Raw genomic sequence first — 26,506 nt, 5'->3', positions numbered from 1 at the left:
ATTTATTCGAAAACGTACAATTTGGAGGGAGACGTACGTTCGAGCGTAACAAGTTCCACATCCTTGCCGGCAATGATTCCTTTGTCGGCCAGTAATTCGCTTACAGTGCAATAGGCAAGTTCAGGCAGGTTGTTGGAATGGCTCAGGTGGCAGAGATAGATATATTTCAGTTTATCCGAATAGTTGTCGGCGAGAAAACGGCCGGCGTCGCTGTTGCTAAGGTGTCCGGTATTGCTGCGGATACGTTCCTGTAACATATAGGGGTACGGCCCGTTTGCCAGCATCTCTTCATCGTAGTTGGCTTCGAGAACCAGGTAATCGGCATCGGAAATGTACCGGGCAGAATTTTCGCAAACATAGCCAAGGTCAGTTGCCAGCGTAAAAGTATGTCCTTTATATTCAACGCTGTATCCAACGTTATCGGTGCCATCGTGCGAAACCTCGAAAGCGGTGATTTTCCAGTCTCCAATGGAAACAGGTTCTTCTTTGGAGATAATTTTTTGTCCGGCGATAAACTGGCTTCCAAGTTGCTGAAGTTGTGCGATGGAGGAAAGCGTTTCCTTTGTTCCGTAGATGGGAATTAACAACTTATCTACCAGTGGCTTTACCGACTTAATGTGGTCGAAATGGTCGTGAGTGATGAAAACGCCGAGAATGTCCGAGAATTCGAGACCAATCTCTTTTAGTCGTTTTTTCATGGTGCGAATGCCGATTCCCGCGTCTATCAGTATGCCCTGAGTTGCATTGCCCACAAAAAAGCAATTTCCGCTACTTCCGCTTGCAAAACTGATAAACCGTAATTTGTCCATTTCCCGTGTTTTAAATTTGGAGTGCAAAGGTAACAAAAAAAGGGTTGAACTAACTCTTAAAAATAACAGGAAGGATCACTCCTGTTTCTTTTTTGTAAATTTGCAATACTATGCAGTTTCTTAAAACGGAACATGCAGGGTAATTCCGATTGGTTTCTACCGATGGTAAAATAAATTTTCTACGGATGAATATTATCAAAAATGTCATTAGTGAATTGGCTCCCATTTTCTCAGCTAATGAAGCCAGGGCTGTTGCAATTGCCCTTTGTGAACATGTAACCGGACTCTCGCGGGTTCAGTTATTATCCGATAGTGCGTTGGTTTTGACTGACGAGCAACAGCAACAAATTTCGCACTGCATCGACCGGTTGCGGACACAGGAACCGTTGCAATATGTGTTGGGCGAAACCGAATTCTATGGGCTCAAATTTAAGGTCGACCGCCGGGTGCTGATTCCCCGGCCCGAAACGGAAGAGTTGGTGGAGTGGATAAAGAATGACTACAAAGACACCGCGTGTTCTATCATAGATTTTTGTACCGGTAGCGGATGCATCGCCATTGCGCTGGCGAAGAATCTTTCTGAAGCCGAAGTCCGGGCTTGTGATCTTTCGGAGGAAGCGCTTGAGGTGGCTCGGGAAAATGCAAAAGATAACGAAGCGGATGTTCGCTTTTTTTGTGCGGACGTTCTGTCAGAATTGTTTGCAGATTCGCTTGAACAAATTGACGTGATAGTGAGTAATCCGCCGTATGTGCTTGAAAATGAAAAATCAGCCATGCAGTCGAATGTGTTGGACTTTGAACCTTCAATGGCTTTGTTTGTCCCGGATGCTAATCCGTTGTTGTTTTATGAGGCAATCGGCAAAATAGCTCTCTCCAGATTGAAATCTGAAGGGTCTTTGTATGTGGAGATTAACCGTGATAAAGGAAAAGAAACGGTTGAGTTGTTCCGGCAAATGGGCTTCGGTTTTGTGGAGCTGCGTACCGACCTTTTCGGAAACGCGAGAATGGTAAAAGCAATAAAGAATTGAATTTAAAAGACTACTTTGGCTATGGAAATCCCGTATGATTTATTATTGAAAAAAGCGGCTGCTTACAGTTCGAAGCAAGAGGTTTGTAGTGCCGATATAGAAGCCAAACTTCAGCTATGGGGTGCCGATGCCGATCAGTCAGAGAAAATTGTTTCGTATCTTGTTGAACAAAAATATATTGATAATGAGCGTTTTTGCAGTGCATTTGTGAATGACAAACTACGATTCAACAAGTGGGGAAAGCTGAAAATAACTCAGGCTCTGCGGATGAAGAAGATACCTGACAGTTTGTTGGAAAGGGTTTTTTCTGAAATGGATGTATCTTTGTACGAGCAAACGCTCAGTGAACTGCTGCGGAAAAAAGTCCGGGAAGTGAAGGCGGCAAGTGACTACGAAAGACGAGGTAAATTGTTGAATTTCGCTTTACAACGGGGTTTTGAGTATGACGTAGCTGATCGTTTGATAAAAAAGATGAATTTATGAGACGAATTCTGTTAATTTTGCATCTATTGTTAAACAACAGGATGCAGAACTGCTTTTTTAAGGTTTTCGTCCCGAATCAACATTAAAATTGAATTATCGATGAATGAATTTTTAGCACAGGAAGAAAATATAGTGAAGATGTTGCGTACGGTTTTCGATCCTGAAATTCCGGTTAACGTATATGATCTTGGATTGATTTATAAAGTAGACGTTCTCGAGGACGGTAATGTAAACATTGATATGACACTGACTGCTCCAGGGTGTCCGGCTACCGATTTTATTCTTGAAGATGTAAAGATGAAAGTAGAATCGGTTGAGGGTGTTAAAGGTGTAAATATCAACCTTGTATTCGATCCTCCCTGGGATCGTGATATGATGAGCGATGAAGCAAAGCTGGAATTGGGATTGCTTTGAGAAGAGGGATTAAACATCTCGATTGTTCTTGAGTCTAAGATACATAAGGACTCAATTCGGCAATATTAAAAAACACGGCTATGAAAAATCTATTGAAACTTGTTGTGGGATGTATCCTTTCCATAAGCCTTTCTTCTTGTTTTGTTACAGGAACTGTATCGGATGATTACGGCGAAGCTTATGTTAATTACTATCCCTACTATTTCTGTCCGGATTTGAACTTTTACTTCAATCCCGATTTGAACATATACTGGTGGTATCAGGAAGGTGTTTGGCGTTCCGGCCCTCAGTTGCCTTATTGGTATCATGTTGGTTATAATACTAATTATGTGATCGTTTCTGTTTATGACCGTAACCCGACACGATATTATTCTCAACATATCAGGGCCTATAGAAGAGGCGATTACTCAAGTTCGGTTTATCATTTCAACGACAGACCTTCGCAGAGTTTAAGATCCTATCGTCCCGACAGAGCTCCATCCGGTTACAGGTCAGGAAGCTCACGCAATGATGATCTTTATAATTCTCGCCGGAATCCTAACTATGACAATCGGGGTACGAGAAGCAGTTCTACTCCCCAAACGAATGGTAGCCGTTCGTCCGACAACTGGCAGAATAGTTCTCCCGGCAGGTCTTCTCAACCTGGTAACCAGCAATGGAATCAGGGCGGGAATTCCAATCAGAGAGATCAAAATTCACGTTCGGATGGTTCATACAACCGTCAAAATCAAAACCCTGGTCAGGGCAACAGCGGTACTGTAAGTCCTTCAAATAATAACAACACCAGACCACAGGGCGGAACTCAGAATCAATGGAATAACGGGAATTCTAACCAGAATAGTCAGGGCACCCGTCAGGATGGTACCTACAACCGTCCGACTCAAAATCCTGGTCAGGGAAACAGCGGCACCGTCAATCCTTCGAATAATAATACTACCAGACCGCAGGGTGGAACTCAAAATCAATGGAATAACGGGAATACAAATCAGAACAGTCAGGGCACCCGTCAGGGAAATACATACAACCGTCCGGCGCAGACGAATAGTGGAGATGCCGGTCAGGGAAGCCGTTGGCAACAGTCGGGTTCCGGTAATCAGAACACCCGTCAACCGGCCACTGTGGCTCCTCAAAATCAGCAAGTGCAGCCTTCCAATAATGGACAAAGGCAATATCAGAGCAGAGGTAACAATCAACCTTCACGTCAGGAGGGAAGCCGTGTCCAGAGTTCGGAACGAAGCACGCCACAGCCGGTTCCAACAAGACAAGAAGCTCCCAAGAAAACAGAAGATACCCCGAGTAGATAACTGATGGTTGATTCCATCCGAATGAAACAGAGTAACGAGTGAAACGTATATATTTTGTATCCGATGCCCATTTAGGTTCACGACTGGTTGCAGATCCGCGCGAACATGAGAAGAAACTTGTTCGTTGGCTGGATTCTATCAAAGACGATGCTGAAGCCTTGTACCTGTTGGGCGATATGTTTGATTTTTGGTTTGAATACAAGACGGTTGTTCCAAAAGGATTCATCAGGTTTCTGGGGAAACTCGGGGAGCTATCGGATAAAGGCATTAAAATACACTATTTTACAGGTAACCACGACATGTGGACATTTGGTTATCTGGAACAGGAAATCGGGCTGACGGTTCACCGTCGGCCTGAAATTGTTGATTGGAATGGTAAACGGCTTTATCTGGCTCACGGCGACCGCCTGGGCGATCATTCCAAAAGCGTAATGTTGATCCAGACTATCTTTCACAATAAAATTTGCCAGAAACTCTTCTCGTATGTTCCTCCGCGTTTAGGCCTTGGCTTTGGTCTGGGATGGTCAAAGTCTAACCGTCAGAAACCGAAGCGCAACGATTATGCCGGGTATCTCGGAGAAGACAAAGAGTGTCTTGTGCGTTATGCAAAAGCCTTTCCTGAAAGTGCCAAAGTTGATATTTTTGTCTTTGGTCACCGACACATCCTTCTCGATCTGATGCTGAAAAACGACAGTCGTGTGTGTATTATCGGCGATTGGTTCACTCAGTTTACCTACGGCATTTTTGAAGACGGAGAATTTTATCTCGAACATTTTGAAGCAGAAAACTAATCAGACTTACTTACCTCATGGATATTATTTTTGCCACCAACAACGATCATAAACTGCACGAAGTATCGGAATATATTAAAAATAAGTATACAATACTGAGTCTTAAAGAAATCGGGTGTTTTGACGACATTCCGGAAACTGCAGAAACGCTTGAAGGAAATGCTTTGCTGAAAGCGCGTTACGTGTACGAGCGTTTTGGAAAAGACTGTTTTGCCGACGACACAGGACTCGAAGTGGAAGCATTGAATAACGCTCCGGGTGTTTATTCGGCCAGATATGCCGGTACTGATAAGGATGCCGGTGCCAATATGCGTAAGCTGTTGCAGGAACTGAAAGATAAAACTAACCGGAAAGCCCGTTTTCGTACCGTTATTGCTCTGATAAAAGAGGGGAAAGAATATTTGTTTGAAGGTGAGGTGAGAGGTACAATTTTGCATGAACCCAAAGGCGTTAACGGATTTGGATATGATCCTGTTTTTGTGCCCGAAAATTATGACAAAACGTTTGCCGAACTCGACCTCACGGTTAAAAACCGGATAAGTCACAGGGCAAATGCGGTCAAAAAGCTGGTAGAATTTTTACAAGCATAAATCTAATCTAAAGAGAATCAGCATTTTTCAACAGAATTGATTTTTTGTTGAAATTGCTTACATTTGTGTTGAAAAACATGTTTTTATGGCACCAAAACAGACAACGGATTTGTCCATCCTGTCTCTTCCCGGAATTTGGGATGTGTTGACCGGTGAACAACTGGATTATTTGCGAAGCAATTCCAAGATGCAGCAGTTCAAGCGCAATGAAATGATCTACTGTGAAGGAGAAACACCAACTCATCTGCTTTGTTTGATCAAAGGGAAAGTGAAAGTCTACAAAGATGGAGTCGGTGGGCGTAGCCAGATTGTACGGATGATTAAGCCGATCGACTATTTTGGATATCGTGCCTTTTTTGCCGAAGAACCTTATCTCACAGCTGCCTGTGCTGTAGAAACGGCAATGATTTTTATGATTCCGTCGGAAGTGATTGGTAAACTCCTGAAGGAAAACAATGATTTGGCACTGTTTTTCATCAAAGCAATGGCCATCGATTTAGGCATTGCCGACACCCGCATTGTAAATCTTACCCAAAAACATATTCGTGGACGTCTTGCAGAATCCATTCTTTTCCTTGTGGATAGTTACGGACTCGAAGAAGACGGTGCAACACTCAATATTTACCTCTCTCGTGACGATTTGGCAAGTCTTTCCAATATGACCACATCCAACGCCATTCGTACATTATCCAATTTTGCAACTGAAAAGATTATTGCGGTCGATGGTCGGAAAATCAAGATTATCGATGAGGAACGATTGCGAAAAATCAGCCGTATTGGTTAGTGCCTCGAAAGACAAATTTTTTCACCGTGAATATTTCGATTAAATATATGGTTGACAAAGTAGTAAAGGCAACCGTACTCATATGCCTGTGTTGTCTTTTCTTCGGATGCAACAGTTCCGACAATGACATCAAAGCTATCTGGAGTTACGAACAACGCCAGACTGCCGATCCTGATTTCCGGTTTTACCCTCTCGAAACAAAAACAGTTGGACAGGTCACTGTCAACGATAGCCTTACCTTTATAAAGAAAGCACTGGGTCAACCGGTCGATACGCTTCTGCAACAAAACAGCAAGACGCTCCGGAGCCTTTTGCAAATGCAAACGCTTTATGTCAGGTATGACATGGAAACGATGCGTGAAAATATAGCTGCCGAGATCAGGCCGTTGGAGGCGAGCCAGAAATGGCTGAATTCCATGAAAGCGAAGATGGAAAATTATCGCAACATGCCCTCCGACAAAGTTTTGCTACGAAAAGTCGAATGTCGTTTCGAATATGAAATTCCCCTGACTTCGAAAAAGGAGACGAAAGATAAGATTTACTACATACATACTACAAGTGGCAATGTGGTGCAGGCAGAGGAAAAAGCCCTCGTGAAGCCGGCTTCTTCGCATTAAACCACGTTCGTGGCACGGTTTTTGTTTTAAGTTAAACGGCACTTTTCATCAGTATTAATGAGAAAAGGTGCCGTTTTATATTACCTTAGCAACCGATTAATACATTACCGGATATGACAATAACCGAGATGCAAAATACCGCTACCCAGATTTTGGTGCACCTCAAAAACCGACGTCTGAAACAGGCTATCGATGCGCTGCGTAGTTGGCTTCAGGATGTTCATCTGCTCGAATATGTCGATAGCGTTGATGAGCTGGAAAACAACTACCGCCTTATGCTTCAGTATGCCGTCGATGGGGTGAACGATCCTCAGCGGGAACTCGTGTATCACAACCTCGTGAAAAAAGCCTTTTTGCTTACCGATACTATCCGGGAAGAACTGTTTACCAAATTCTCAAGCGGATACGATTACTCACAAATTCGTTATTACCGATCTCAGCTGAGAAGCCTGCGAGCCATTGTTCATTCATTGGAGGAGCAATCAACAAATAAAGTGGTGGCATTTCTGATAGAAGAGGGGCTCAATCAGCAAAGCAATCGCAAAGAACAAATCGCCTTGCATGAGCAAACCCGTCTTGAGATGTTCCGCTCGTTATGGCTCATCCAGGAGGTAGATGCCGACAGCTTCAAACTTCTGCTTGCCAGCGATACCATCGATCCTGTTGACAAATCATTTGCCATTTCGGCCCTCACACTCAATTTAGTTCGCCAGTTTAATGCCGAACGAATAGGATTGCTGGCTGATGCTTGTGTGCACAAGCAGCCTGAGGTTCGTCTGCGCGCACTGGTCGGACTGGCACTCACGCTGGCTATTTACAATGCACGATTGCCATTTTACGACGGTATCCGGCAACGTCTTGCGTTGTTAAGTGATGATCCGAAGTTTGCGAAAGCGCTGGTTACGATTATCATTCAGTTTGCCAGAACATCGGAGACAGATAAAATTTCGCAAAAAATGCAGCAGGAAATACTGCCCGAAATGATGAAGCTGGCTCCTCAGGTGAAAGATAAAATCGATTTCGACAGCATGACTTCAGCGGAGGAATGGGAAGATAAAAACCCTGAATGGCAGGATCTTATTGAAAAAAGCGGAGTGGGCGACAAGCTCCGTGAAATGAGCGAACTGCAACTGGAAGGAGCAGATGTGTATATGAATACGTTTGCTCAATTGAAGCATTATCCGTTCTTCAACGAGCTACCCAACTGGTTTTTGCCGTTCGATACAGGCCATTCCACTGTAGTAGATCTTTTTACAGAAAATAACCAGTTGATGCCATTGTTACTGAACAATGCCTATCTCTGCAATTCCGATAAATATTCACTGGCAATCAGCATGAAGCAAATTGCCGAATCGCAGCGAAAATCGATGATGCAGGCTTTTAAACTGGAGGCGGAACAGATTGACGAACTTAAAAAATCGGATCTGAATATAGAGTCGGAAACGTACGAACGTCAGGTTTCGAATCAGTACATTCAGGATCTTTACCGCTTCTTCAAGTTGTTTGCTTACCGGAACGATTTCATGCCGGTGTTCAATTGGGCGTTGAGGTTTCATTCCTGCTGGTTTTTCGATATGCTTGATCTGTCGGAGGAACAGCAGCTCCAAATTGCCGAATATTACTTTGCAAAAGGATATTACGGCGAGGCTTTCTCTCTGTTTGAAAAGCTCTCAAAATCGGATGTTGATGCCGGACTTTTCCAGAAAATGGGTTATTGCCGTCAGCAAACCGGCGATTTTGCGCAAGCTTTGGAGTACTACCTGCGGGCGGAGGCTTTATTGCCAGAACAGTTGTGGTTGACACGAAAAATAGCCTTTTGCAACAAAATGCTTCGCAATTACGATGAGGCCCTCGATTATTATAAACGTGCAGAAGTTCTCGATCCTGAAAACCGGAATATCCAGTTACAGATCGGACACCTTTTTGTGCAGGAAAAACGTTATGCCGAAGCTCTGAACTACTATTTCAAGGTAGAACTGGCAACATCTACGCCTAAAGTTTGGCGAGCCATTGCCTGGTGCTCTTTCCTGAGCGGGAAATTCCGTCAGGCAGAGAATTATTACGCTAAAATGATAGAGCAAAATCCGTCAAAACTTGATTACCTGAATGCAGGACATGTGGCGTGGGCACAACAAAAAAGGAACGATGCTTTGCAGCTGTATGCCAAAAGCGTTCAACTTTTCCGTCAGGATGATGACGATTTCTACAAGGCCTTTGATCAGGATGTTCCCCAGCTTCTCTCTTCGGGTGTCTCCAAAGAAGAGATACCGTTGATGATGGACAAATTGCGGTATATGATATAAAGTGAACGTGGCAGCCTCAAAAGGAATATTGATTTTGATAATTTACGAAGCCAAAGTGGATCTTTGTTTTACCCCAAACCCCTAAAGGGGCTATAAATCTGCTATTTTATAGGCGTAAAAGTCCCCTTAAGGGGATTTAGGGGCAGAAGCTTATCAATAGAAACATTGACTTTTAAGACAACCTCGTTTTTTTGAATATTACCGTTTGCTGTACCACGGGATGCACTTACCACAGGTGTCGTAGCCGTCATCCAGTGCATCTTTCAATACAAAATAACCCACTTTGTTTATTTCATTCATTTCGTCCAGTTCGTCGCAATAGATGCGGTGAACCTCTTTCGTGTGCGTGTTGGCGATAAATCCGGGCTGAGGAGTCGTGTTTTTTTGCAACTCTTTGATGTCCAGGTTGAGGGTAATGCGCACTTCGTTGTCGGTTGTGATTAATTCCTGCGGAGCAATCAGGGCGTGATATCCAAGCGATTCAATATTGATGTCTGCTACTTTCGGACAAAGGACAATGGCATGGATATGCGACTTTATCATGTCAATGATCCAGCCTTTTACAGTTGTGACAGCCGCATCGGTAAGGTTTTCCACAAATGAATCTCCGAAATCGAAGTCAACGTCGATTTGTTCCACCTCTCCAACCACTTCCATCTGATCGTTCAGATAAATTCTGCCCTCAATATTTTTGAGAGTCACGGCGATATTATCTGTAACGTTGACCAAGGTCTGGTCGGTGGCCGAGGTGGCCGATTTACCCAATAGTCCCCAAAGAACTTCGGTGGTTGTGGTGATATCGGTCTTGATATTCAGCCAAGCATCAACCCCCATTTGCGTGTCGTAGATGGAGAACCGTTCGCCGGGCAGAATGTTGATATTAGGTTTGACGAAATTGAGGGTTGCTCCATAGTTCATCTTAGTATTGCAAAACGTGGTGTCAACGTCAATTGCTCCGAGCGTGGCAACCTGCAGAACTCTTTCTGCAACATCAATCACATCGTTGACAAAATTCTGCACTTTATCCAGCTGGTCGGTTTTGGATTTGGTAATGTAATGAGGTTTAATGGCAAACAGCCACCAGAAATCGATAACCTGCTGAATGGTGCTTTCCGTTATTGCCATGTTATAGTCTGCTGTCAGGTTGAACTGAATAGCATTAAAGTCGCCTGCAGTGTCCTCAAACAGATTGATTCCGGCTCTGAACCAGGTGTTATCAATGATCTTGCCATCTACCTTGTTAACGTGCATCTGGTGAGTTTCCGGAACGCCTGGTACCTTCAAATCGAAAATTGAGAGCGGAACCGACACCGTTTCTATCTGGTGCAATAACTCGTGTTGAACGATGTATTTGAGCACTTCGTTGATGCGTTTGAGAGAAGACTCGTCCAGATCGAAATCATCGCTCAGGCTGATGGAGGTAATGTCCGCTTCTTTGAGATTAAGCGAGAGTTTGTGGTGGGCATTGTCGTAGACAATTTTAGTTTGAGCTCCGATGTCGGCGTCAAACTCCACTTCGATGCTTCCTAACAAGTAGAAAATCACCTGCGTGTTCAGGATCAGATTGGCAGTATCTTCTGCCACAAAATCAAGAAGCGGTGGACTGGTCAGTTTGGCCTTGCACGTTACTTCGGCAAAATTGGTTAGTGTCGGCGGTAGTTCGTCGGAATGAAACTTGAATACCTTTTTGATGTAGAAAAGCCCTTTGTAATAGAGGGCGGCCAGCGCTTTGTTGAATACCTCTTCCTTGATTTGCAATGCAATGTCATAGCCTCCGGTGTACATATTGACCTCCTTTTTTAAGGATTGATAATCAGGGTTTATGAATGACGCGCCAGTAAACTTCCCGTTTGCCTGGAACATTTATAGAGACTTAAGAATATGCAAATCAAGAGCCCTTCACGCTATTTTCAGTTGATATATCATTACACGAAGGGTGGAACAACTTTACAAATATAGTATTAGAATCAGGCTTTTATTCCTGTTGGTCGGATAATTAAAAAGCCGCTGCAACAAAATATTGTTACAACGGCTTCGATGTATAAACAAAGAATGGGTTCTTATTTCATTAGCTGGATGCTACGTTTCACGAAATTGCTCAACGCTTCACCTTTCAGCAGGTTGTTGGCAAGCAGTGCCAGGTCGATCAACTGACGCACCTCAGGATTGTTGACCGCATAGTTCGATACCACTGCTTTTTTGCTTTCGGTGGCTTCGCTGCTTTGCTTGTCAATGGCTTCAAGTTCTTCTTTTTCAGCCTGAGGAATTTCCTCGTCTTTCTTGCCTTTATGCGACTCTTTCAACGCATCGCGACGTGTTTTCAGTTCATGTAGTTTAGCTTCAAAAGGAGCTAATTCGGCAATGCACTTTGTTTCTTCATCTTTCAAGACCTTGTCAACCAATGGATGTGCCGTGTTGACCACCAGATTGTAGCTGTCGGGCATTTCACCGTAGAAACTCATCATTCCACCGCCCTGCATGGCCGACATTTCTTTCATACGACGCATAAACTCGTTCTGTGTTACTACCATTGGCTGAGCTTCGGCACCAATGTTTTCGAAGGTAACGATAAATTCGGTTTTGTCGAGTTTAGGAAGCTGAGAGCTGAACACGGTTGTCAATGATTCGCGTTGCAAGTCGGAGAGTTCCACTTTCGGTTCGTCGTTCTTGCGGATCAGTTTTTCCACGATGTCGCTATCCACACGTACAAAGCGGCTCTTTTCGAACTTCTGTTCCAACTGGCCTACCCAGTGAATGTCTAGTTGACCGTCCATCAGCAACACGTCATACCCTTTGTCACGGGCAGCCTGAATGTAGCTGTGTTGTTCAACAGCGTCATTGGCATACAGATAGATGAGGTTCCCGTCTTTGTCGGTCTGGTTGTCTTTGATAAGGGTTTTGTATTCCTCGAAAGTAAAGAATTTGTTCTCTGTATTTTTGAAGAGAACGAATTTTTCGGCGCGTTCGTAGAATTTTTCATCCGAAAGCATACCGTAGATGATGAACAATCGAAGGCTGTCCCATTTTTCTTCAAACTGAGCACGGTCGTTTTTAAAGATTTCCTGCAGACGATCGGCTACCTTTTTGGTGATGTGGCTCGAAATTTTCTTCACGTTGCCATCGCTTTGCAGATAGCTACGCGACACGTTCAACGGAATGTCCGGCGAGTCGATAACGCCGTGCAACAGAGTAAGGAATTCGGGAACGATACCTTCTACCGAATCGGTTACAAATACCTGATTGCAGTAAAGTTGTATTTTGTTGCGTTGCAGTTCGATATTGTTTTTTACCTTCGGAAAATAGAGAATACCGGTCAGGTTGAACGGGTAATCCACGTTGAGGTGAATGTGGAAAAGTGGGTCTTCCGACATCGGGTAAAGGGTCTGGTAAAACTTGGTGTAGTCTTCCTCTTTCAGATCCGAAGGTTTGCGGGTCCATGCGGGAGCCACTTCGTTAATGATGTTGTCTTCTTCAGTTTCAACCTCTTTACCGTCTTTCCACTCTTTCTTTTTGCCGAAAGCGATAGGAATGGGGAGAAATTTGCAATATTTGGTCAGTAGACCGCTGATTTTCGATTCTTCGAGGAAGTCGAGATTGTCGTCGTCGATGTGGAGCACGATGTCTGTACCACGACCTTTCATGTCGATTTCTTCCAACGTGTATTCGGGATCGCCATTGCAGGTCCAGTGAGCTGCCTTTGCGCCTTCTTTGTGCGATAAAGTATAGATTTCCACCTGTTTGGAAACCATAAAGGCAGAGTAAAATCCTAATCCGAAATGACCGATAATTGAATTTGCATCGTCTTTGTATTTGTCGAGGAATTCTTCGGCACCCGAGAAAGCAATCTGGTTGATATACTTTTCAATCTCATCGGCAGTCATCCCGATACCGCGGTCGCTCACCGTGATGGTTTTCTTCTGTTTGTCAACTGCAACTGTGACTTTCAGATCGCCCAGTTCGCCTTTGAATTCGCCAACAGATGCAAGAGTTTTTAATTTTTGAGTGGCATCCACAGCATTCGATACCAATTCGCGCAGAAAAATTTCATGGTCGCTGTACAAAAATTTCTTGATTACCGGAAAAATGTTATCCGACGTTACTCCGATGTTTCCTTTCATAATACAATTAATTTGATATGTTTATGTAATTTATTGCAATAAGATGACGCTTCGGTCAAGCAGTCGGCAACTAATTATCAAAAAAAGTGCCAGCACAAATATTCTGACAAAATGACAAGTTAGTTTTCTATCGTTTTTCTTCATGCAACAATAGAATACGAATTTGCGCAAGAAATGAAGGTGGTTTTGTGCGATTATCGGCCGAATTGCTTTGTCAATGGTTTTTGTTCATTGGGTATTATCATGTAACTTTGTAACGTTAGGATTAACCATCAATTTCCAATGATTATGAGTGTAAAAATTGCATTTTTCGATACCAAGCCTTATGATGAAGCTTCTTTTAATGAAGTAAACTGTCAGTTTGGCTATACGATTAAATATCATAAAGAGCATCTGAATATCGACAATGTTGCACTTACCAAAGGAGCAGATGTTGTCTGCATTTTTGTAAATGCCGTAGTGGATGCAACTGTGATTGATGAATTGGTGAATAATGGTGTGAAACTTATTGCCCTTCGGTGTGCAGGTTTCAATAATGTTGACTTGAATGCTGCTAAAGGTCGTATCAAGGTTGTGCGTGTGCCTGCTTATTCTCCTCATGCGGTAGCAGAACATACTTTGGCGCTTATGCTTACGTTGAATCGAAAAATACACAAAGCATATAACCGGACCCGGGAAGGTAACTTCGCCCTGAATGGATTAATGGGGTTTGATATGTTTGGTAAAACGGCGGGAATCATCGGTACGGGTAAGATTGCTAAAATTTTAATAGAAATTCTTCGGAGTATGGGGCTTCGCATTCTTGCCTATGACCTTTATCCCGATAAAGCTTTTGCTGAAAAAAATGGAGTTGAATACGTTTCACTGGATGACCTCTATTGCAATGCTGATATTATCTCGTTGCATTGTCCTCTCAATAAAGAGACAGAATATATAATCAATAAACATTCCATCTACAAAATGAAAAATGGAGTGATGATTATTAATACGGGGCGTGGTAAACTGATTAACACGCATGATTTGATACAAGGCCTGAAAAATAAAAAGATTGGAGCCGCCGGATTGGATGTCTATGAAGAAGAAAGCCATTATTTTTATGAGGATCGTTCCAATAAAGTGATGGACGATGACATACTGGCTCGTTTGCTTTCGTTCAATAATGTAATAGTTACTTCGCATCAGGCTTTCTTTACCAAAGAAGCATTATTCAATATCGCCGAAACCACCCTGCAAAACATTAAGGACTTTATAGATGAAAAACCACTTGTCAATGAAGTGGCGATTTAAATTCAGTGGGATTTTGGAGAGATGATACTTCAGTGGAATGTATTTAATCTCCTTCACGGTTAGAATAATAGAACTTTTGTAAATATCACATATCTTATGGCCAGTTGCTTGCAAGTAGAAAATCTCACTAAATCGTTTGGCGATAATCTTCTTTTCGAAAATATTTCATTCGGCATTGCCGACAACCAGCGTGTTGCGCTGATTGCCCGGAATGGAGCAGGAAAAACGACACTTCTTTCTATTTTGGCCGGAGATGAGGATTACGAAAGCGGAAACATTTCTTTCCGTCGCGACTTACGGGTGGGATACCTGCGTCAGGATCCATCCTTTGCACCCGAATTGAGTGTGCTGGAGGCCTGCTTCAGCGCTCATAATGAAGTGACGGAAGCCATTAAGGAGTATGAGCTGTTGACGCGACATTTGGAGGCCAACCCGGCATCTGTTGATCATGAGGTGTATCAACACGCGTTGGCCCGGATGGACGATCTGAAAGCCTGGGACTACGAAACGCGGATTAAGCAGATTCTTGGCAACCTGAAAATTACCGATTTTGATCAAAAAATAGGTCATCTTTCAGGCGGACAGTTGAAACGTGTTGCTTTGGCTAATGTATTGATTGCCGAACCTGACTTGCTTATTTTGGATGAGCCGACCAACCACCTTGATCTGGAGATGGTGGAATGGCTTGAAAGTTTCCTTAAAGGCAGTAAAATGGCGTTGCTGATGGTGACGCACGACCGTTATTTCCTCGACCGTGTTTGTTCCGATATTCTTGAAATTGATCAGGCCAGCATGTTTCATTACAAAGGCAACTATAGCTATTATCTTGAAAAACGGCAGGATAGAATTGATAATTTCAATGCCGAAACCGAACGAACTAAAAATCTCTATAAAAAAGAATTGGAGTGGATGCGTCGTCAGCCGCAGGCCCGCGCAACCAAAGCGCGCTCCCGCGTAGATGCGTTTGCCGAAATCGAGCGCAGGGCAAAACAACGTCGCGAGGAAAACAGTGTTTCTCTCGAGGTGAAAGCCTCTTATCTCGGATCGAAAATCTTTGAGGCTAAATATATTTCGAAGGCCTATGGCGATAAAGTGTTGATTGATAATTTTTACTACAATTTCTCGCGTTACGAGAAGATGGGGATTGTGGGCAAAAACGGTACAGGCAAATCGACATTCCTGAAAATGCTTTTGGGAGAAGTGAAGCCTGATAGTGGTTCGTTCGACGTGGGCGAAACCGTCTCGTTTGGTTATTACAGCCAAGATGGCCTCAAATTTGATGACCAGATGAAAGTGATTGACGTAGTGCGCGAATTTGCCGAGGAGATTTCGCTCGGCAATGGGCGAAAGTTATCAGCGTCGCAATTTTTGCAACTGTTTTTGTTCCCGCCGGAAGTGCAGCATAGTTTCGTGGCCAAGCTGAGCGGTGGTGAGCGCCGTCGTCTCTATTTGTGTACGGTTCTGATCAAAAACCCGAACTTTCTGGTGCTTGATGAGCCTACCAATGATTTGGATATTGCCACCCTGAATGTGCTGGAAGAGTACCTGCGCGGTTTCAAAGGATGTGTTATTGTGGTATCGCACGACCGCTATTTTATGGATAAAGTGGTAGATCATCTGTTGGCATTCGAGGGCGACGGAAAGATCAAGGACTATCCAGGCAATTACACTGATTACCGGGAATGGAAAGAACTTCAGCTGGCACAAGAGCTGGAAGAAAAAGAGAAAGCGCCTAAACCGGAAAAGGAAAAACAGCAACGCCCCAAAGCAGATAAACCTCAAAAGCTTTCATACAAAGAACAAAAAGAGTTCGAAGCTCTTGAGGTTGAAATTGAAGCCCTTGAATCGGAGAAAACGCAGATTGAAAATCAACTTTCGACGGAATCTCTCGATACCGATCAGATTATCAATTTCTCCAACCGCATTTCCGAAATTATATCCCTTCTTGACGAAAAGACCATGCGCTGGCTCGAACTGAGTGAACTGGCATAATAATAAAAGGGGCAACAGGAAACATTATTTTTCTGTTGCCTCTGTCTTTTTTGTTTCATTGAGTAAGCTTTTTAATTATCATCTTCTTTCAACTAGTAACATAAATTATCTGGCAGGTAATCAATAATTTGGCTTTGCAAATTTCAGAGCTGAACCCGATGTTCCGTGACATTGACTTGTGTTGGTGTTACTTTAATTTGGCTCCGGTTATAGTTGATGGAATCCTTTCCTTTATGCAGTGACTTGTTTTGTCAATCTATCAAAAATTAGGTTTATATAGTGTTGTGTTTTATAGAAATTGTCTTATTTGATTGATGATAAAATGTATATTAAACAAATAAAAACTATATAAATTGGGTATGTGTGATATGAAAAATAAACATATAGCCAATAAGAATCATTATGTGTTAAAAAATAAAATAACCGTAATGATTTACTTTTTCAGTTCATCAGAATAATAATAGGGTAAATCAAAAGGAGAAAGCACTTCGTGGAATGAATAGCCTTCATTTGTTTCTCATCTGAATGGTTTCGCGTATAAGAGAACTATCATTCGAATAAAAATTCAAAAATATGAATTACTTATCTGTTTCATATATAGTTGTATAATCTGATTTTTGTTTTCTGTTTGGTTTTTCTTGACGAATTTAATTGGTCATTATTCGTATTAAAATTCATGTGTTGTCTTGAACAGTGAGTATCTTTGTCGAAATTTTTTTGAGTGGACATTCAGTTAAAAATAAAAACCGAACTAATATTATGTGAATAAATACAAAAATGAAACAAGTTAAAACAAATTAATAAAATACACAATAATTAACTAGTGTTATTAATTAATAAAACAATAATTGTATAAAATATATTGGGTAAATTTGTAAGAAGTTAATAGATAGGAGGTTGAGATTATTTATTATTCAGTATTCAATTAATTGTGTTGTTAAGCCTTGTTGCTGTTGTATATAAACAACAGTTTATATGAATATTATAAGATTATTGTAATTTTTTCCATGTAGTTTGGAACAAGGAATTCATTAATTTGAAAATTAAAATCAGCACTGATTATTAAGTATGACTAAGGCAAAAAATTGATTTTGTTGCCACTGTGAAGCGGCATATTTTTTATGAGTGTCAATCAAATGGTGAGATAAATTATGTTACATTAACACTGTTGGTTGCTCTTTCACAGGTGGCTTTAAATGAACATGTCGATAATCAATTTATTTGTTAACAAAAGATTACATTTTAGGTCGTGCATTTTAGTGTCTCCGACCTAAACCAGAAACAAACCAAAATTATAGTTCTGTTAGTTGTTTATCTTATTCACAAAGGATAATCGAATTACTAACTGCATAAACTACAATCTGAAGAGAGGTCCAGAGCTGAGCTTCTATTCATGTTTTGAATAGAAGCCGTCGGTTCAAATCTAAAGAGAAAAATAATGATTAAAAAGCTACCATTGGTATTTTTAAATTGTGCTGGCAACCATACCCGGGTGTCAGCATAACGTGTTTCCTATTTCAGGGAAGAAAGAATATTTTCTTCTTTGGAATAGGATTTTTTTTGTGCAGTAGTTGTCTGAAAATGTATACTATATGTGCATCTTAAAGTAAAACAAAAAGAGAAAAATATACAAACACATATCACGGAGAAATGATAACCAAATTTGAAGTACAAAAAATCAATAATTTACTTATTAATAATAAGTTGCACACGCTTTTCATTTTATTATTGCTTTTTATTTTCAATCTTTCTACTTTGCAATTAAGTGCTCAAAGTTTAACCGGAACTTGGAGTGGAGCGGCCAGTGCGACTAATTCGTCTTCTACTGCTGGCCCTGTTAATGTAGCAATGCAAATAAGCACCTTAGCAAATGGAGCGTCATTTTCCTCTACTCCAACCGGAGCTTTTAATACGACTAATTTTTGGAGCAATGCTTCTGTTACGGGGCAACCTTCATTTGAAGCTTCTTATGGATGGGGTTCCGGTTCTGGAACTGGAACAATTACGTTTACGTTTAACAGGCCTGTAAATAATCCAATACTCCATATTGATAGATTGGGTGGATTAGGGGATGATAATAGAACTAACTCTGCATTATTTACACTTACCTCTTCAGGTTTATCATTGACAAAATTGGCAGGTGTAAATCATTTTAATGTAACTTCAAACACCATTTATAGAACTACAGGTACAAATGTATATTATAATGGCTATAGTTCTGAGTCGAGTACGGATTCGCGTGCTGGAACTGCAGCTGGAAGTGTGCAAGTAAATGGTACGAATATCAGTTCTGTATCATTTACATGGAGTCTGGCGGGAGGCCAAATTGGTTCCGGAGATGAGTTGGAGATGATTTGGGAGTTAAATGCTCCTGTGGATCTGGGGATTTCTCAGGTGATAAATAAAAGCAACCCCATTCCAGGCCAATCTCTAACATACACGCTTACAATCACGAATAATGGTTCTTCTTCCATAATTCCATCGGATCATTTTACTTTAACAGATGCCTTACCGTCTGGTTTTACCGCAACCTCTTTTACTCCCAGTGCAGGTACCTATAACTCGTCTACCGGAGATTGGACAGGTGTGTCTTTGGCATCGGGACAAAGTGTGACTTTGGCTATTACAGGAAATGTTACTGCCTTATCCGGCAGTTTGAGTAATAGTGCAACGGTGACCGTGCCTTCAGGAATAACAGATCCGGTTATCACTAACAACACTTCTATACTGACAACAAGCATAACAACATTGCTTGTGTCACCGACGGTTACACCGGTATCTTCGCCTTGTGCATCAGATGGAGCGGCAACGGTTGCTGTAAGCGGAGGTTCTGGTAATTATACTTACAACTGGGCTCCGACAGGAGGTACAGCGGCTACTGCAACTGGTTTGAGTCCTGGGTTTTATTATGTCACAGTTACAGATATAACCTATGGTACCTCAAAGGTCTTAAAGGTGGAAATTCCTACATCATATAATAACACTTGTGCCGGGAAAGATGGTAATGTAACATATTCAGGTGCGAGTTATGTAAATACATATTATCCCCCCAGTTCTACAAACGTTTCGCTATCCGCCGGAGCAACAAGCATCTCCCTAGGTACGGCGGTGGGCTCTACGGCATTTGCTGCTGGCGACCTTGCGTTAATTATTCAAATGCAGGGAGCTAACATGACATCAACCAATACAAGCGATTATGGAACAGTGTCGTCTATTACAGCAGGTAAATATGAATACTGTAAAGTACAATCATATGCCGGTGGGGTACTGACTCTTACAACCGGACTAAAAAACTCATATGCCAACATCCCGGCTTCAAGACAAACCTTTCAGATCATAAGGGTTCCTCAGTATAATTCACTTACTCTTGGCAGCAATATTGTGTCATATCCGTGGAATGGATCTGTGGGAGGCGTGGTTGCACTAGATGTAGCAGGAACTCTCTCTATGGGAGGATATAACATTTCTGCAGATGCCGCAGGGTTTCGAGGAGGTGCCGGAATAAGTGCCACTTCTGCCGGAGGTTCATATCCATTTACCGATGATTGGGTGTTCGCAGCAGGTGCTGCCGGACATGGTTATAAGGGAGAAGGAATCGCGGGCGCTCCAGATCAGGTTTACAATGGAACAGGCGTTGTGACCTTGACAACCGGATTATATGCAACTGGATACAAAGGAATGGGAGCTGCTGGCAATGCTGGTGGGGGAGCTAATGATGGTAATACGGCAAATGCAGAAAATAGTGGTGGTGGTGGTGGATCAAACCTGACAACCGGAGGAAAAGGAGGAAATACATGGAACTCGGGCCTTGCAATCGGGGGCAATGGAGGATATGCACTATCGGGGTCTGCTGTGCAAGTTTACATGGGTGGTGGTGGAGGATCCGGATCTGCCAATGACAATGATTATGCTCATGGAGGTAATGGTGGGGGTATTGTTTTTGTAAATGCCAAAACAATTACTGGTACAGGAAATATAACTGCAAATGGACATGATGGTTACGAACTCCCATCAACTACAGGCACAGATGCCGGTGGCGGTGGTGGCGGCGGTGGAACTATTGTCGTGACAGCAGATACATATTCCGGATCTTTGACCTTAAAAGCAAATGGAGGAAAGGGGTCGGATTGTGCTTACGGTAGCGGGCTACCCAATCATGGACCTGGCGGTGGAGGATCTGGTGGAGCTGTTTATACTAACATCAATCCAACAATACAGATTGCCGGAGGTGCAAATGGAGTAACCGGATCAACCTCCAGTGCTTATGGGGCATCTTCGGGAACATCAGGACTGATGGTTAAAATAAATAAAAATGAGTTGACAAATTCAGTGTTTGGATCAGATTGCCGCAGCGATCTTACAGCTCCAACAATAAGTTGTCCATCTGCATTTTCTGTTTGTGCAGGAAATGTACCTGCTGCATATGCTACAATTGCTGCATTTCAGAATGCCGGAGGTACTGCAGTTGATGCAGAGTCTGGCCTTAGTTGTATCACATCGACTCAAACAGGGAGTGAAGCCTCAGGATCTATTGTCCGCACATATAAAATAGCAGATGCAGCTGGAAATTATTCCACCTGCTCTCAAACCATAACAGTTAACCCTTTGCCCACAGCCAGTATCAGTGGCACTGCAACAGTGTGCCAAAACACAACACCACCAGCTATAACATTTACCGGTAATGGAGGCACGGCACCCTACACGTTCACTTATACGGTGAACAGTGGTTCGAATCAAACAGTAACAACTACAAGTGGAAATAGTGTAACAGTATCTCAGTTAACAGGAACAGCGGGCACATTTACCTATACCTTGGTGAGTGTTAAAGATGCCAGTAGTACCACATGCAGCAATACAGCAAGTGGCAGTGCAGTTATTACAGTCAATGCAATACCCACAGCATATTCCGTTACAGGTGGTGGAAGCTATTGCTCCGGTGGTTCGGGAGTGAGCATAGGTTTATCTGGTTCACAAAGTGGTGTGAATTATCAGCTGCAATTGAACGGAGCAAATTCGGGGGCTTCGGTAGCCGGTACAGGGTCGGCTATTAGTTTTGGCAATCAGATATCTGCCGGTACATACACTGTAACGGCAACGAATACGACTACGGGATGTTTGACCGGTATGACCGGTAGTATAGCATTGGCAATCAATTCGTTACCATCATCTCCTACTGTCAGCAGTGCAATGGTGAGTAATGCATGCCCTGCTACTACAGTAAATATCGCTTCATTGATCTCAAGTTCGACTCCATCGGGATGCAGCATATTGTACAAAACCACAAATGATCCGGCAGGCACAGATGTCACAGATCCGACGAAGGTTGGTGCCGGTACGTATTATATTTTTTATAAGAATGCAAGTGGGTGCAGTAGCTTTCCGGCAACTCCTGTAACAGTGACGATACATTCGTGTAATGATTTGTCAATTACTAAGGCTGTCAGCGATATGAATCCTCTCGTAGGCACTGATGTGACGTTTACTATCACAGCATACAATGGAAGTAACGATATGGTCACAGCAACCGAGGTGAAAGTCACAGATAAGTTGTTACCCAATTACGTATTTAAGAGCTCTACGGTAACAACCGGAACCTATGATAATACCTCTGGAATATGGACCATTGGGAATTTAGCTCCAAAGAGTTCAGCGATATTGACAATTACAGCAACGGTAAAATAACAAATAAGAACGTTGCATTTTAGGAGCCAAGGTTCGAACAATACGAGCAATTGTAAGAATAAAGTCAAAAGAGAAAAATTTTTAAAGAAATAAGATGGGTATCCAATTTTATAAAAAGGCCAAATCTTCAAGATATTACGTAATCTTATTGTTAATTACTCTATGCAATCTGTTTGCTGAAAGTGGATTGGCTCAGTGTACTGGTTGTACGGCCACCCTCAATAATTATACCAGCAGTTCCAATTATACGTTTGTTGCCGGATTAACTTGCTTTACAGGGACAAGTACTATCAATAATGACGTAACATTTAGTTCCGGGGCATCAATATGTGTTGGAACCGGGGCAACATTAAGCTTTGGAGGTAATAACTATACTTTTAGTAGCCCTTCAACAGCGGTCAATATTGATGTGTATGGAACATTGAATGTAAATCAAAACCCCACATGGGCGGGGAATGTAAATCTTATAGTTCATTCAGGAGCGGTTCTAAATATCCCAAACACAATAACATTGAATGGTTCCGTAATGAATATCACCAATGATGGGACATTTAATGCAGGCATTCTTCAATTCCAACAAACCGGAGCTGTTATTACGATTACGAATACCAACTCGATGCATGTCACTGGTACGTTGAATATAACAAATGGCAATGCCTATTTTAAAAATACGGGCTCATTAACGATTGATGGAAATTATAATAGTAATTCAACTTCGACCTATGTTAACTGTGGAACTTACTATGGAAAATTCAATCTGAATGGCGGAGGTAAGCTTATAAATACAGGCGTATTTAATACCACTCAGATAGATTACGGAGGGTCTACTTCAAGAGTGGAGAATTATGGACGTTTTAATGTCGCGGGATCTATTAATTTAGGTGGCTCAGGATCTGTGTTTTACAATGAAGGTATCACCACATTTTCTGCAGGCCAATTTCAGTCTGATGGAAATCTGCAGGGTCCATCGGATTCTTCAAAGCGAGGCTATTTTGTATGGTCAAATAAGGCAACAATGAACAGTGGTACTATAGGGCCGAATCTTAATCTAAGAAATCCCAGTACTACTAGTTCGCAATCTACAATGTTTAATAATCCTGGAGGAATGACCTGGGGAGCTAATTTAACCTGGGGGAATTCAGATCCAAGTAATCTACCTGTAGCAGATTGTCCCAGTGCAGATGGAACGCCGGCTGTTCCTGTTTTATCACAAAGCACGGCATGTACACCGGTAAATCTGACAGCACTGCAACCATCGTATAGTAATGTAACCTATGAGTGGTGGACAGGAACCTCTTCTTCCAGAACCACACAGATAACCTCTTCATTAACCAGCTACTCTACTGCCGGTACAATTTATTTATGGGCAAAAAATGTATCATCAGGAGTATATTCAACGTCGGGAGCTGTATTAACAGTCAATCCAACTCCAACAATAACAAATGTATCTCCAATTCTTAAGGGGACTAATGTTACATTGACAGGAACTCTTGGTACTCCGGCTGCTATTAATGCGTGGGTTTCGAGTAATCCCGCCGTAGCGACAGTTACGTCAGGTGGAGTTGTAACTGGTTTGGTTGCCGGCTCAACGATCATTACTTACACCAATAGTGGCGGCTGTACGGCTACCACAACTATTGTAGTTTATACAAAATATTCCAACACAGCAGTTATCAGTGGAAAAGAAACAGATCCGGATTTGTCAAATAACTCTGCGACTGTAGTCCCTGTTCCCAGACCCGTAGCTTCTTTCTCGTATCCATCTTCTTCTTATTGTGCTACGCCCAGTACTACCGCTGTTCCTACAATGGATACTTATGGTGTGAAGGGAACATTCACAGCGACTCCGGCCGGGTTAGTTATTAATTCTTCCACAGGAGAAATTAACCTTGGTGCTAGTGCCGCAGGAACTTATGAGGTAACTAATACAGTGGTAGCTCAGGGTGATTATGCGGCAAATAGCGCGAAGACGAACGTGACTGTGTATGCGTTACCCGTACCAACCATCACAGGATCAGGTGCAGCCTGTGCCAATTCCGCGGGAAATATTTACAGCACAGAATCCGGGATGAGTAACTATAACTGGAGCGTAAGTGGAGGAACGATCACCAGTGGCGGCACTTCAACCTCCAACACGGCAACAGTCACCTGGGGTAGTGCAGGAACCGGAACGATATCAGTCAACTACAGTAACTCAAACGGCTGTAGCGCATCCTCTTCAACGAGTAAAATAGTTACGATCAATGCATTACCGACAGCAACGATAAGCGGAACGACGAGTGTATGTCAGAATACTGCTGCTCCATCGATCACTTTCACAGGTGCTGGAGGCATCGCACCTTATACATTTACCTATACAATCAACGGCGGTACGGCTCAAACGATAACCACTATCAGTGGCAACAGTGTGAGTGTCACGCAGCCGACCACAACAACAGGGACTTATAGCTATGCCCTTGTAAGTGTAAAAGATAATAGTAGTACCACATGTAGTAATGACCAGAGTGGCAGTGCAGTCATCACGGTTAATGCGTTGCCTGTACCAACTATTACAGGATCAGGTGCAGCCTGTGCCAATTCAACGGGGAATGTCTATACTACCGAGAGTGGTATGAGCAGCTATAACTGGACCGTAAGTGGTGGTACCATCACCAGTGGTGGCACCTCAACCTCCAATACTGCCACAGTAACCTGGGGTAGTGCCGGAACAGGAACGATATCAGTCAACTACAGTAACTCAAACGGCTGTAGCGCATCCTCTTCAACGAGTAAAATAGTTACGATCAATGCATTACCGACAGCAGCGATAAGCGGAACGACGAGTGTATGTCAGAATACTGCAGCTCCATCGATCACCTTCACAGGTGCTGGAGGCATCGCACCTTATACATTTACCTATAAGGTTAACGGTGGTACGGCTCAAACGATAACCACTACCAGTGGCAACAGTGTGAGTGTAATGCAGCCGACCACAACAACAGGGACTTATAGCTATGCTCTTGTAAGTGTAAAAGATAACAGCAGCACCACATGTAGCAATGATCAGAGTGGCAGTGCAGTCATCACTGTTAATGCGTTGCCCGTACCAACTATTACAGGATCAGGTGCAGCCTGTGCCAATTCCACGGGGAATGTCTATACTACCGAGAGTGGTATGAGTAACTATGTTTGGAGTGTAAGTGGAGGAACGATCACCAGTGGCGGCACTTCAACCTCCAACACTGCCACAGTCACCTGGGGTAGTGCCGGAACCGGAACGATATCAGTCAACTACAGTAACTCAAATGGCTGTAGCGCATCCTCTTCAACGAGTAAAACCGTTACGATCAATGACAAGCCGACGTTGACATCAATATCTACTCCTGTGGCTCTTTGTGCAGGCACCTCTCTGAATCCAAGTGGACCTACGGTAAGCGCTAACGGTTCAGTGGTCTTCACTGAGGGCTGGGAGCTTGAAAGCTCCGTAGGATCTGGCATTTTCAATTCCTTGACAGTTCCTTATATAGTTAGCTATGCCGATAATAATAAGACATTACGTTACACGGCTACCAACGGTTGCGGGATAACAACAAGCAATACGGTCACACTTACAGTAAATCCGACGCCAACAGGTTATAATGATAATGTGACCTTGGACTGTACAGGTACTCTTTCATATGATCTTCAGGTAAATGTAGACAATACATCAAAAGGAGGAAACGCCGTTGCATCAACATTCAGCTGGATTGTTTCTTCTAACAGTTATGTTGTTGGCGCATCAGCATCTTCTGGAAATACTATTAATCAGACATTATATAACAAAAGCAATTCCAGCCAACAGGTAACATATACAGTGACTCCGCAAGCTACAGGTATAGGAACTTGCAATGGAACTCCATTTACCATTACTGTGACAGTTCCGGTATGTTCTTCTCTGTCGATTTCCAAATCAGCAGATAAGACTTCTATTAATAAAGCCGGCGATGTTATTAATTATACTATTACGGTTGTTAACACGGGAAATGCAGATCAGAATAATGTAGTAGTAAATGATCCATATTTGGGTGGATCTTTATCAAATCCAACTAAGACAGGAGGAGATAATGATGATATTTTAGAAAAAGGTGAAACTTGGACATACACAGGAACATATACAGTTGCACAAGCTGATTTGGACAATAATGGCAAACCATTAAGCAATGGTAAAATCCACAATACGGTAAGTGTAACAACAACTGAATTACCAACGGCTCAAACGGCGTTTAGCGATGTCACGGCGAACGCCACCCCGAGCTGGACGCTGAGCAAGATCACGACAGCCACGA

The 26,506-nt window shown here is 42.7% G+C and carries 16 protein-coding genes; 13 read left to right on the top strand and 3 right to left on the bottom strand.

Annotation, left to right across the window (positions count from 1 at the left end; translation table 11 throughout):
* Positions 1-2 precede the first annotated feature (2 nt).
* Positions 3-809, bottom strand: a complete 807-nt coding sequence (locus F8N35_RS09635; RefSeq protein ID WP_068702078.1) for an MBL fold metallo-hydrolase — start codon at positions 807-809, stop codon at positions 3-5.
* Positions 810-994: 185 nt separating this feature from the next.
* On the opposite strand from F8N35_RS09635, the gene prmC reads away from it, so the two are divergent.
* The 9 genes from prmC to F8N35_RS09590 all read left to right on the top strand — a co-directional run bounded on the left by prmC (position 995) and on the right by F8N35_RS09590 (position 9,123).
* On the top strand, positions 995-1,837 hold the full coding sequence (gene prmC / locus F8N35_RS09630) for a peptide chain release factor N(5)-glutamine methyltransferase (protein ID WP_293051981.1): 843 nt from the start codon (positions 995-997) through the stop codon (positions 1,835-1,837).
* Between the two features lie 21 nt (positions 1,838-1,858).
* Positions 1,859-2,320 carry a regulatory protein RecX gene (locus tag F8N35_RS09625; protein ID WP_293051979.1) on the top strand — a complete coding sequence of 154 codons (462 nt, stop codon included), beginning with the start codon at positions 1,859-1,861 and terminating at the stop codon, positions 2,318-2,320.
* Between the two features lie 99 nt (positions 2,321-2,419).
* Positions 2,420-2,734: an iron-sulfur cluster assembly protein gene (locus F8N35_RS09620; protein ID WP_068702084.1), complete on the top strand. Its 315-nt coding sequence runs from the start codon at positions 2,420-2,422 to the stop codon at positions 2,732-2,734.
* 80 nt (positions 2,735-2,814) lie between these two features.
* Positions 2,815-4,038, top strand: coding sequence for a hypothetical protein (locus tag F8N35_RS09615; protein WP_293051976.1), 1,224 nt, complete (start codon positions 2,815-2,817; stop codon positions 4,036-4,038).
* 38 nt (positions 4,039-4,076) lie between these two features.
* On the top strand, positions 4,077-4,829 hold the full coding sequence (locus F8N35_RS09610; protein ID WP_293051973.1) for a UDP-2,3-diacylglucosamine diphosphatase: 753 nt from the start codon (positions 4,077-4,079) through the stop codon (positions 4,827-4,829).
* A 17-nt stretch (positions 4,830-4,846) separates the two neighbouring features.
* Entirely contained in the window at positions 4,847-5,419 is a 573-nt protein-coding gene (locus F8N35_RS09605) for a non-canonical purine NTP diphosphatase (protein WP_293051970.1), read from the top strand.
* Positions 5,420-5,504: 85 nt separating this feature from the next.
* Positions 5,505-6,203 carry a Crp/Fnr family transcriptional regulator gene (locus F8N35_RS09600; protein WP_293051967.1) on the top strand — a complete coding sequence of 233 codons (699 nt, stop codon included), beginning with the start codon at positions 5,505-5,507 and terminating at the stop codon, positions 6,201-6,203.
* 26 nt (positions 6,204-6,229) lie between these two features.
* The gene (locus F8N35_RS09595; protein WP_293051964.1) at positions 6,230-6,820 is read left to right on the top strand and encodes a hypothetical protein; all 591 of its coding nucleotides are present in this window, start codon (positions 6,230-6,232) and stop codon (positions 6,818-6,820) included.
* Between the two features lie 113 nt (positions 6,821-6,933).
* A complete protein-coding gene (locus F8N35_RS09590) occupies positions 6,934-9,123 on the top strand; it encodes a hypothetical protein (protein WP_293051962.1) in 2,190 nt (729 codons plus the stop codon).
* A 198-nt stretch (positions 9,124-9,321) separates the two neighbouring features.
* Here F8N35_RS09590 and F8N35_RS09585 read toward each other — a convergent pair whose 3' ends face one another.
* Positions 9,322-10,908, bottom strand: coding sequence for a hypothetical protein (locus F8N35_RS09585; RefSeq protein WP_293051961.1), 1,587 nt, complete (start codon positions 10,906-10,908; stop codon positions 9,322-9,324).
* A gap of 275 nt (positions 10,909-11,183) precedes the next feature.
* Entirely contained in the window at positions 11,184-13,244 is a 2,061-nt protein-coding gene (htpG, locus tag F8N35_RS09580) for a molecular chaperone HtpG (protein WP_293052303.1), read from the bottom strand.
* A 285-nt stretch (positions 13,245-13,529) separates the two neighbouring features.
* Between htpG and F8N35_RS09575 the strand changes: the two genes are divergently transcribed.
* From F8N35_RS09575 to F8N35_RS09560, 4 genes are all read left to right on the top strand, one after another.
* On the top strand, positions 13,530-14,528 hold the full coding sequence (locus tag F8N35_RS09575) for a 2-hydroxyacid dehydrogenase (protein WP_293051959.1): 999 nt from the start codon (positions 13,530-13,532) through the stop codon (positions 14,526-14,528).
* Between the two features lie 96 nt (positions 14,529-14,624).
* A complete protein-coding gene (locus tag F8N35_RS09570) occupies positions 14,625-16,520 on the top strand; it encodes an ABC-F family ATP-binding cassette domain-containing protein (RefSeq protein WP_293051957.1) in 1,896 nt (631 codons plus the stop codon).
* Positions 16,521-18,170: 1,650 nt separating this feature from the next.
* A complete protein-coding gene (locus F8N35_RS09565) occupies positions 18,171-22,202 on the top strand; it encodes a DUF11 domain-containing protein (RefSeq protein WP_293051955.1) in 4,032 nt (1,343 codons plus the stop codon).
* Positions 22,203-22,296: 94 nt separating this feature from the next.
* On the top strand, positions 22,297-26,506 hold a 4,210-nt coding region (locus F8N35_RS09560), incomplete at its 3' end, for a PKD-like domain-containing protein (protein WP_363928378.1).

Source organism: Paludibacter sp. (assembly GCF_009712605.1).
Classification (GTDB): domain Bacteria; phylum Bacteroidota; class Bacteroidia; order Bacteroidales; family Paludibacteraceae; genus Microbacter.
This window is presented reverse-complemented; position numbering and strand designations above follow the sequence as displayed.

Bases quoted from the DNA above. Each gene is read 5' to 3' on its own strand.
- F8N35_RS09635 (WP_068702078.1), bottom strand. From the start codon at position 809: ATGGACAAATTACGGTTTATCAGTTTTGCAAGCGGAAGTAGCGGAAAT.
- prmC (WP_293051981.1), top strand. From the start codon at position 995: ATGAATATTATCAAAAATGTCATTAGTGAATTGGCTCCCATTTTCTCA.
- F8N35_RS09625 (WP_293051979.1), top strand. From the start codon at position 1,859: ATGGAAATCCCGTATGATTTATTATTGAAAAAAGCGGCTGCTTACAGT.
- F8N35_RS09620 (WP_068702084.1), top strand. From the start codon at position 2,420: ATGAATGAATTTTTAGCACAGGAAGAAAATATAGTGAAGATGTTGCGT.
- F8N35_RS09615 (WP_293051976.1), top strand. From the start codon at position 2,815: ATGAAAAATCTATTGAAACTTGTTGTGGGATGTATCCTTTCCATAAGC.
- F8N35_RS09605 (WP_293051970.1), top strand. From the start codon at position 4,847: ATGGATATTATTTTTGCCACCAACAACGATCATAAACTGCACGAAGTA.
- F8N35_RS09600 (WP_293051967.1), top strand. From the start codon at position 5,505: ATGGCACCAAAACAGACAACGGATTTGTCCATCCTGTCTCTTCCCGGA.
- F8N35_RS09590 (WP_293051962.1), top strand. From the start codon at position 6,934: ATGACAATAACCGAGATGCAAAATACCGCTACCCAGATTTTGGTGCAC.
- F8N35_RS09585 (WP_293051961.1), bottom strand. From the start codon at position 10,908: ATGTACACCGGAGGCTATGACATTGCATTGCAAATCAAGGAAGAGGTA.
- F8N35_RS09575 (WP_293051959.1), top strand. From the start codon at position 13,530: ATGAGTGTAAAAATTGCATTTTTCGATACCAAGCCTTATGATGAAGCT.
- F8N35_RS09570 (WP_293051957.1), top strand. From the start codon at position 14,625: ATGGCCAGTTGCTTGCAAGTAGAAAATCTCACTAAATCGTTTGGCGAT.
- F8N35_RS09565 (WP_293051955.1), top strand. From the start codon at position 18,171: ATGATAACCAAATTTGAAGTACAAAAAATCAATAATTTACTTATTAAT.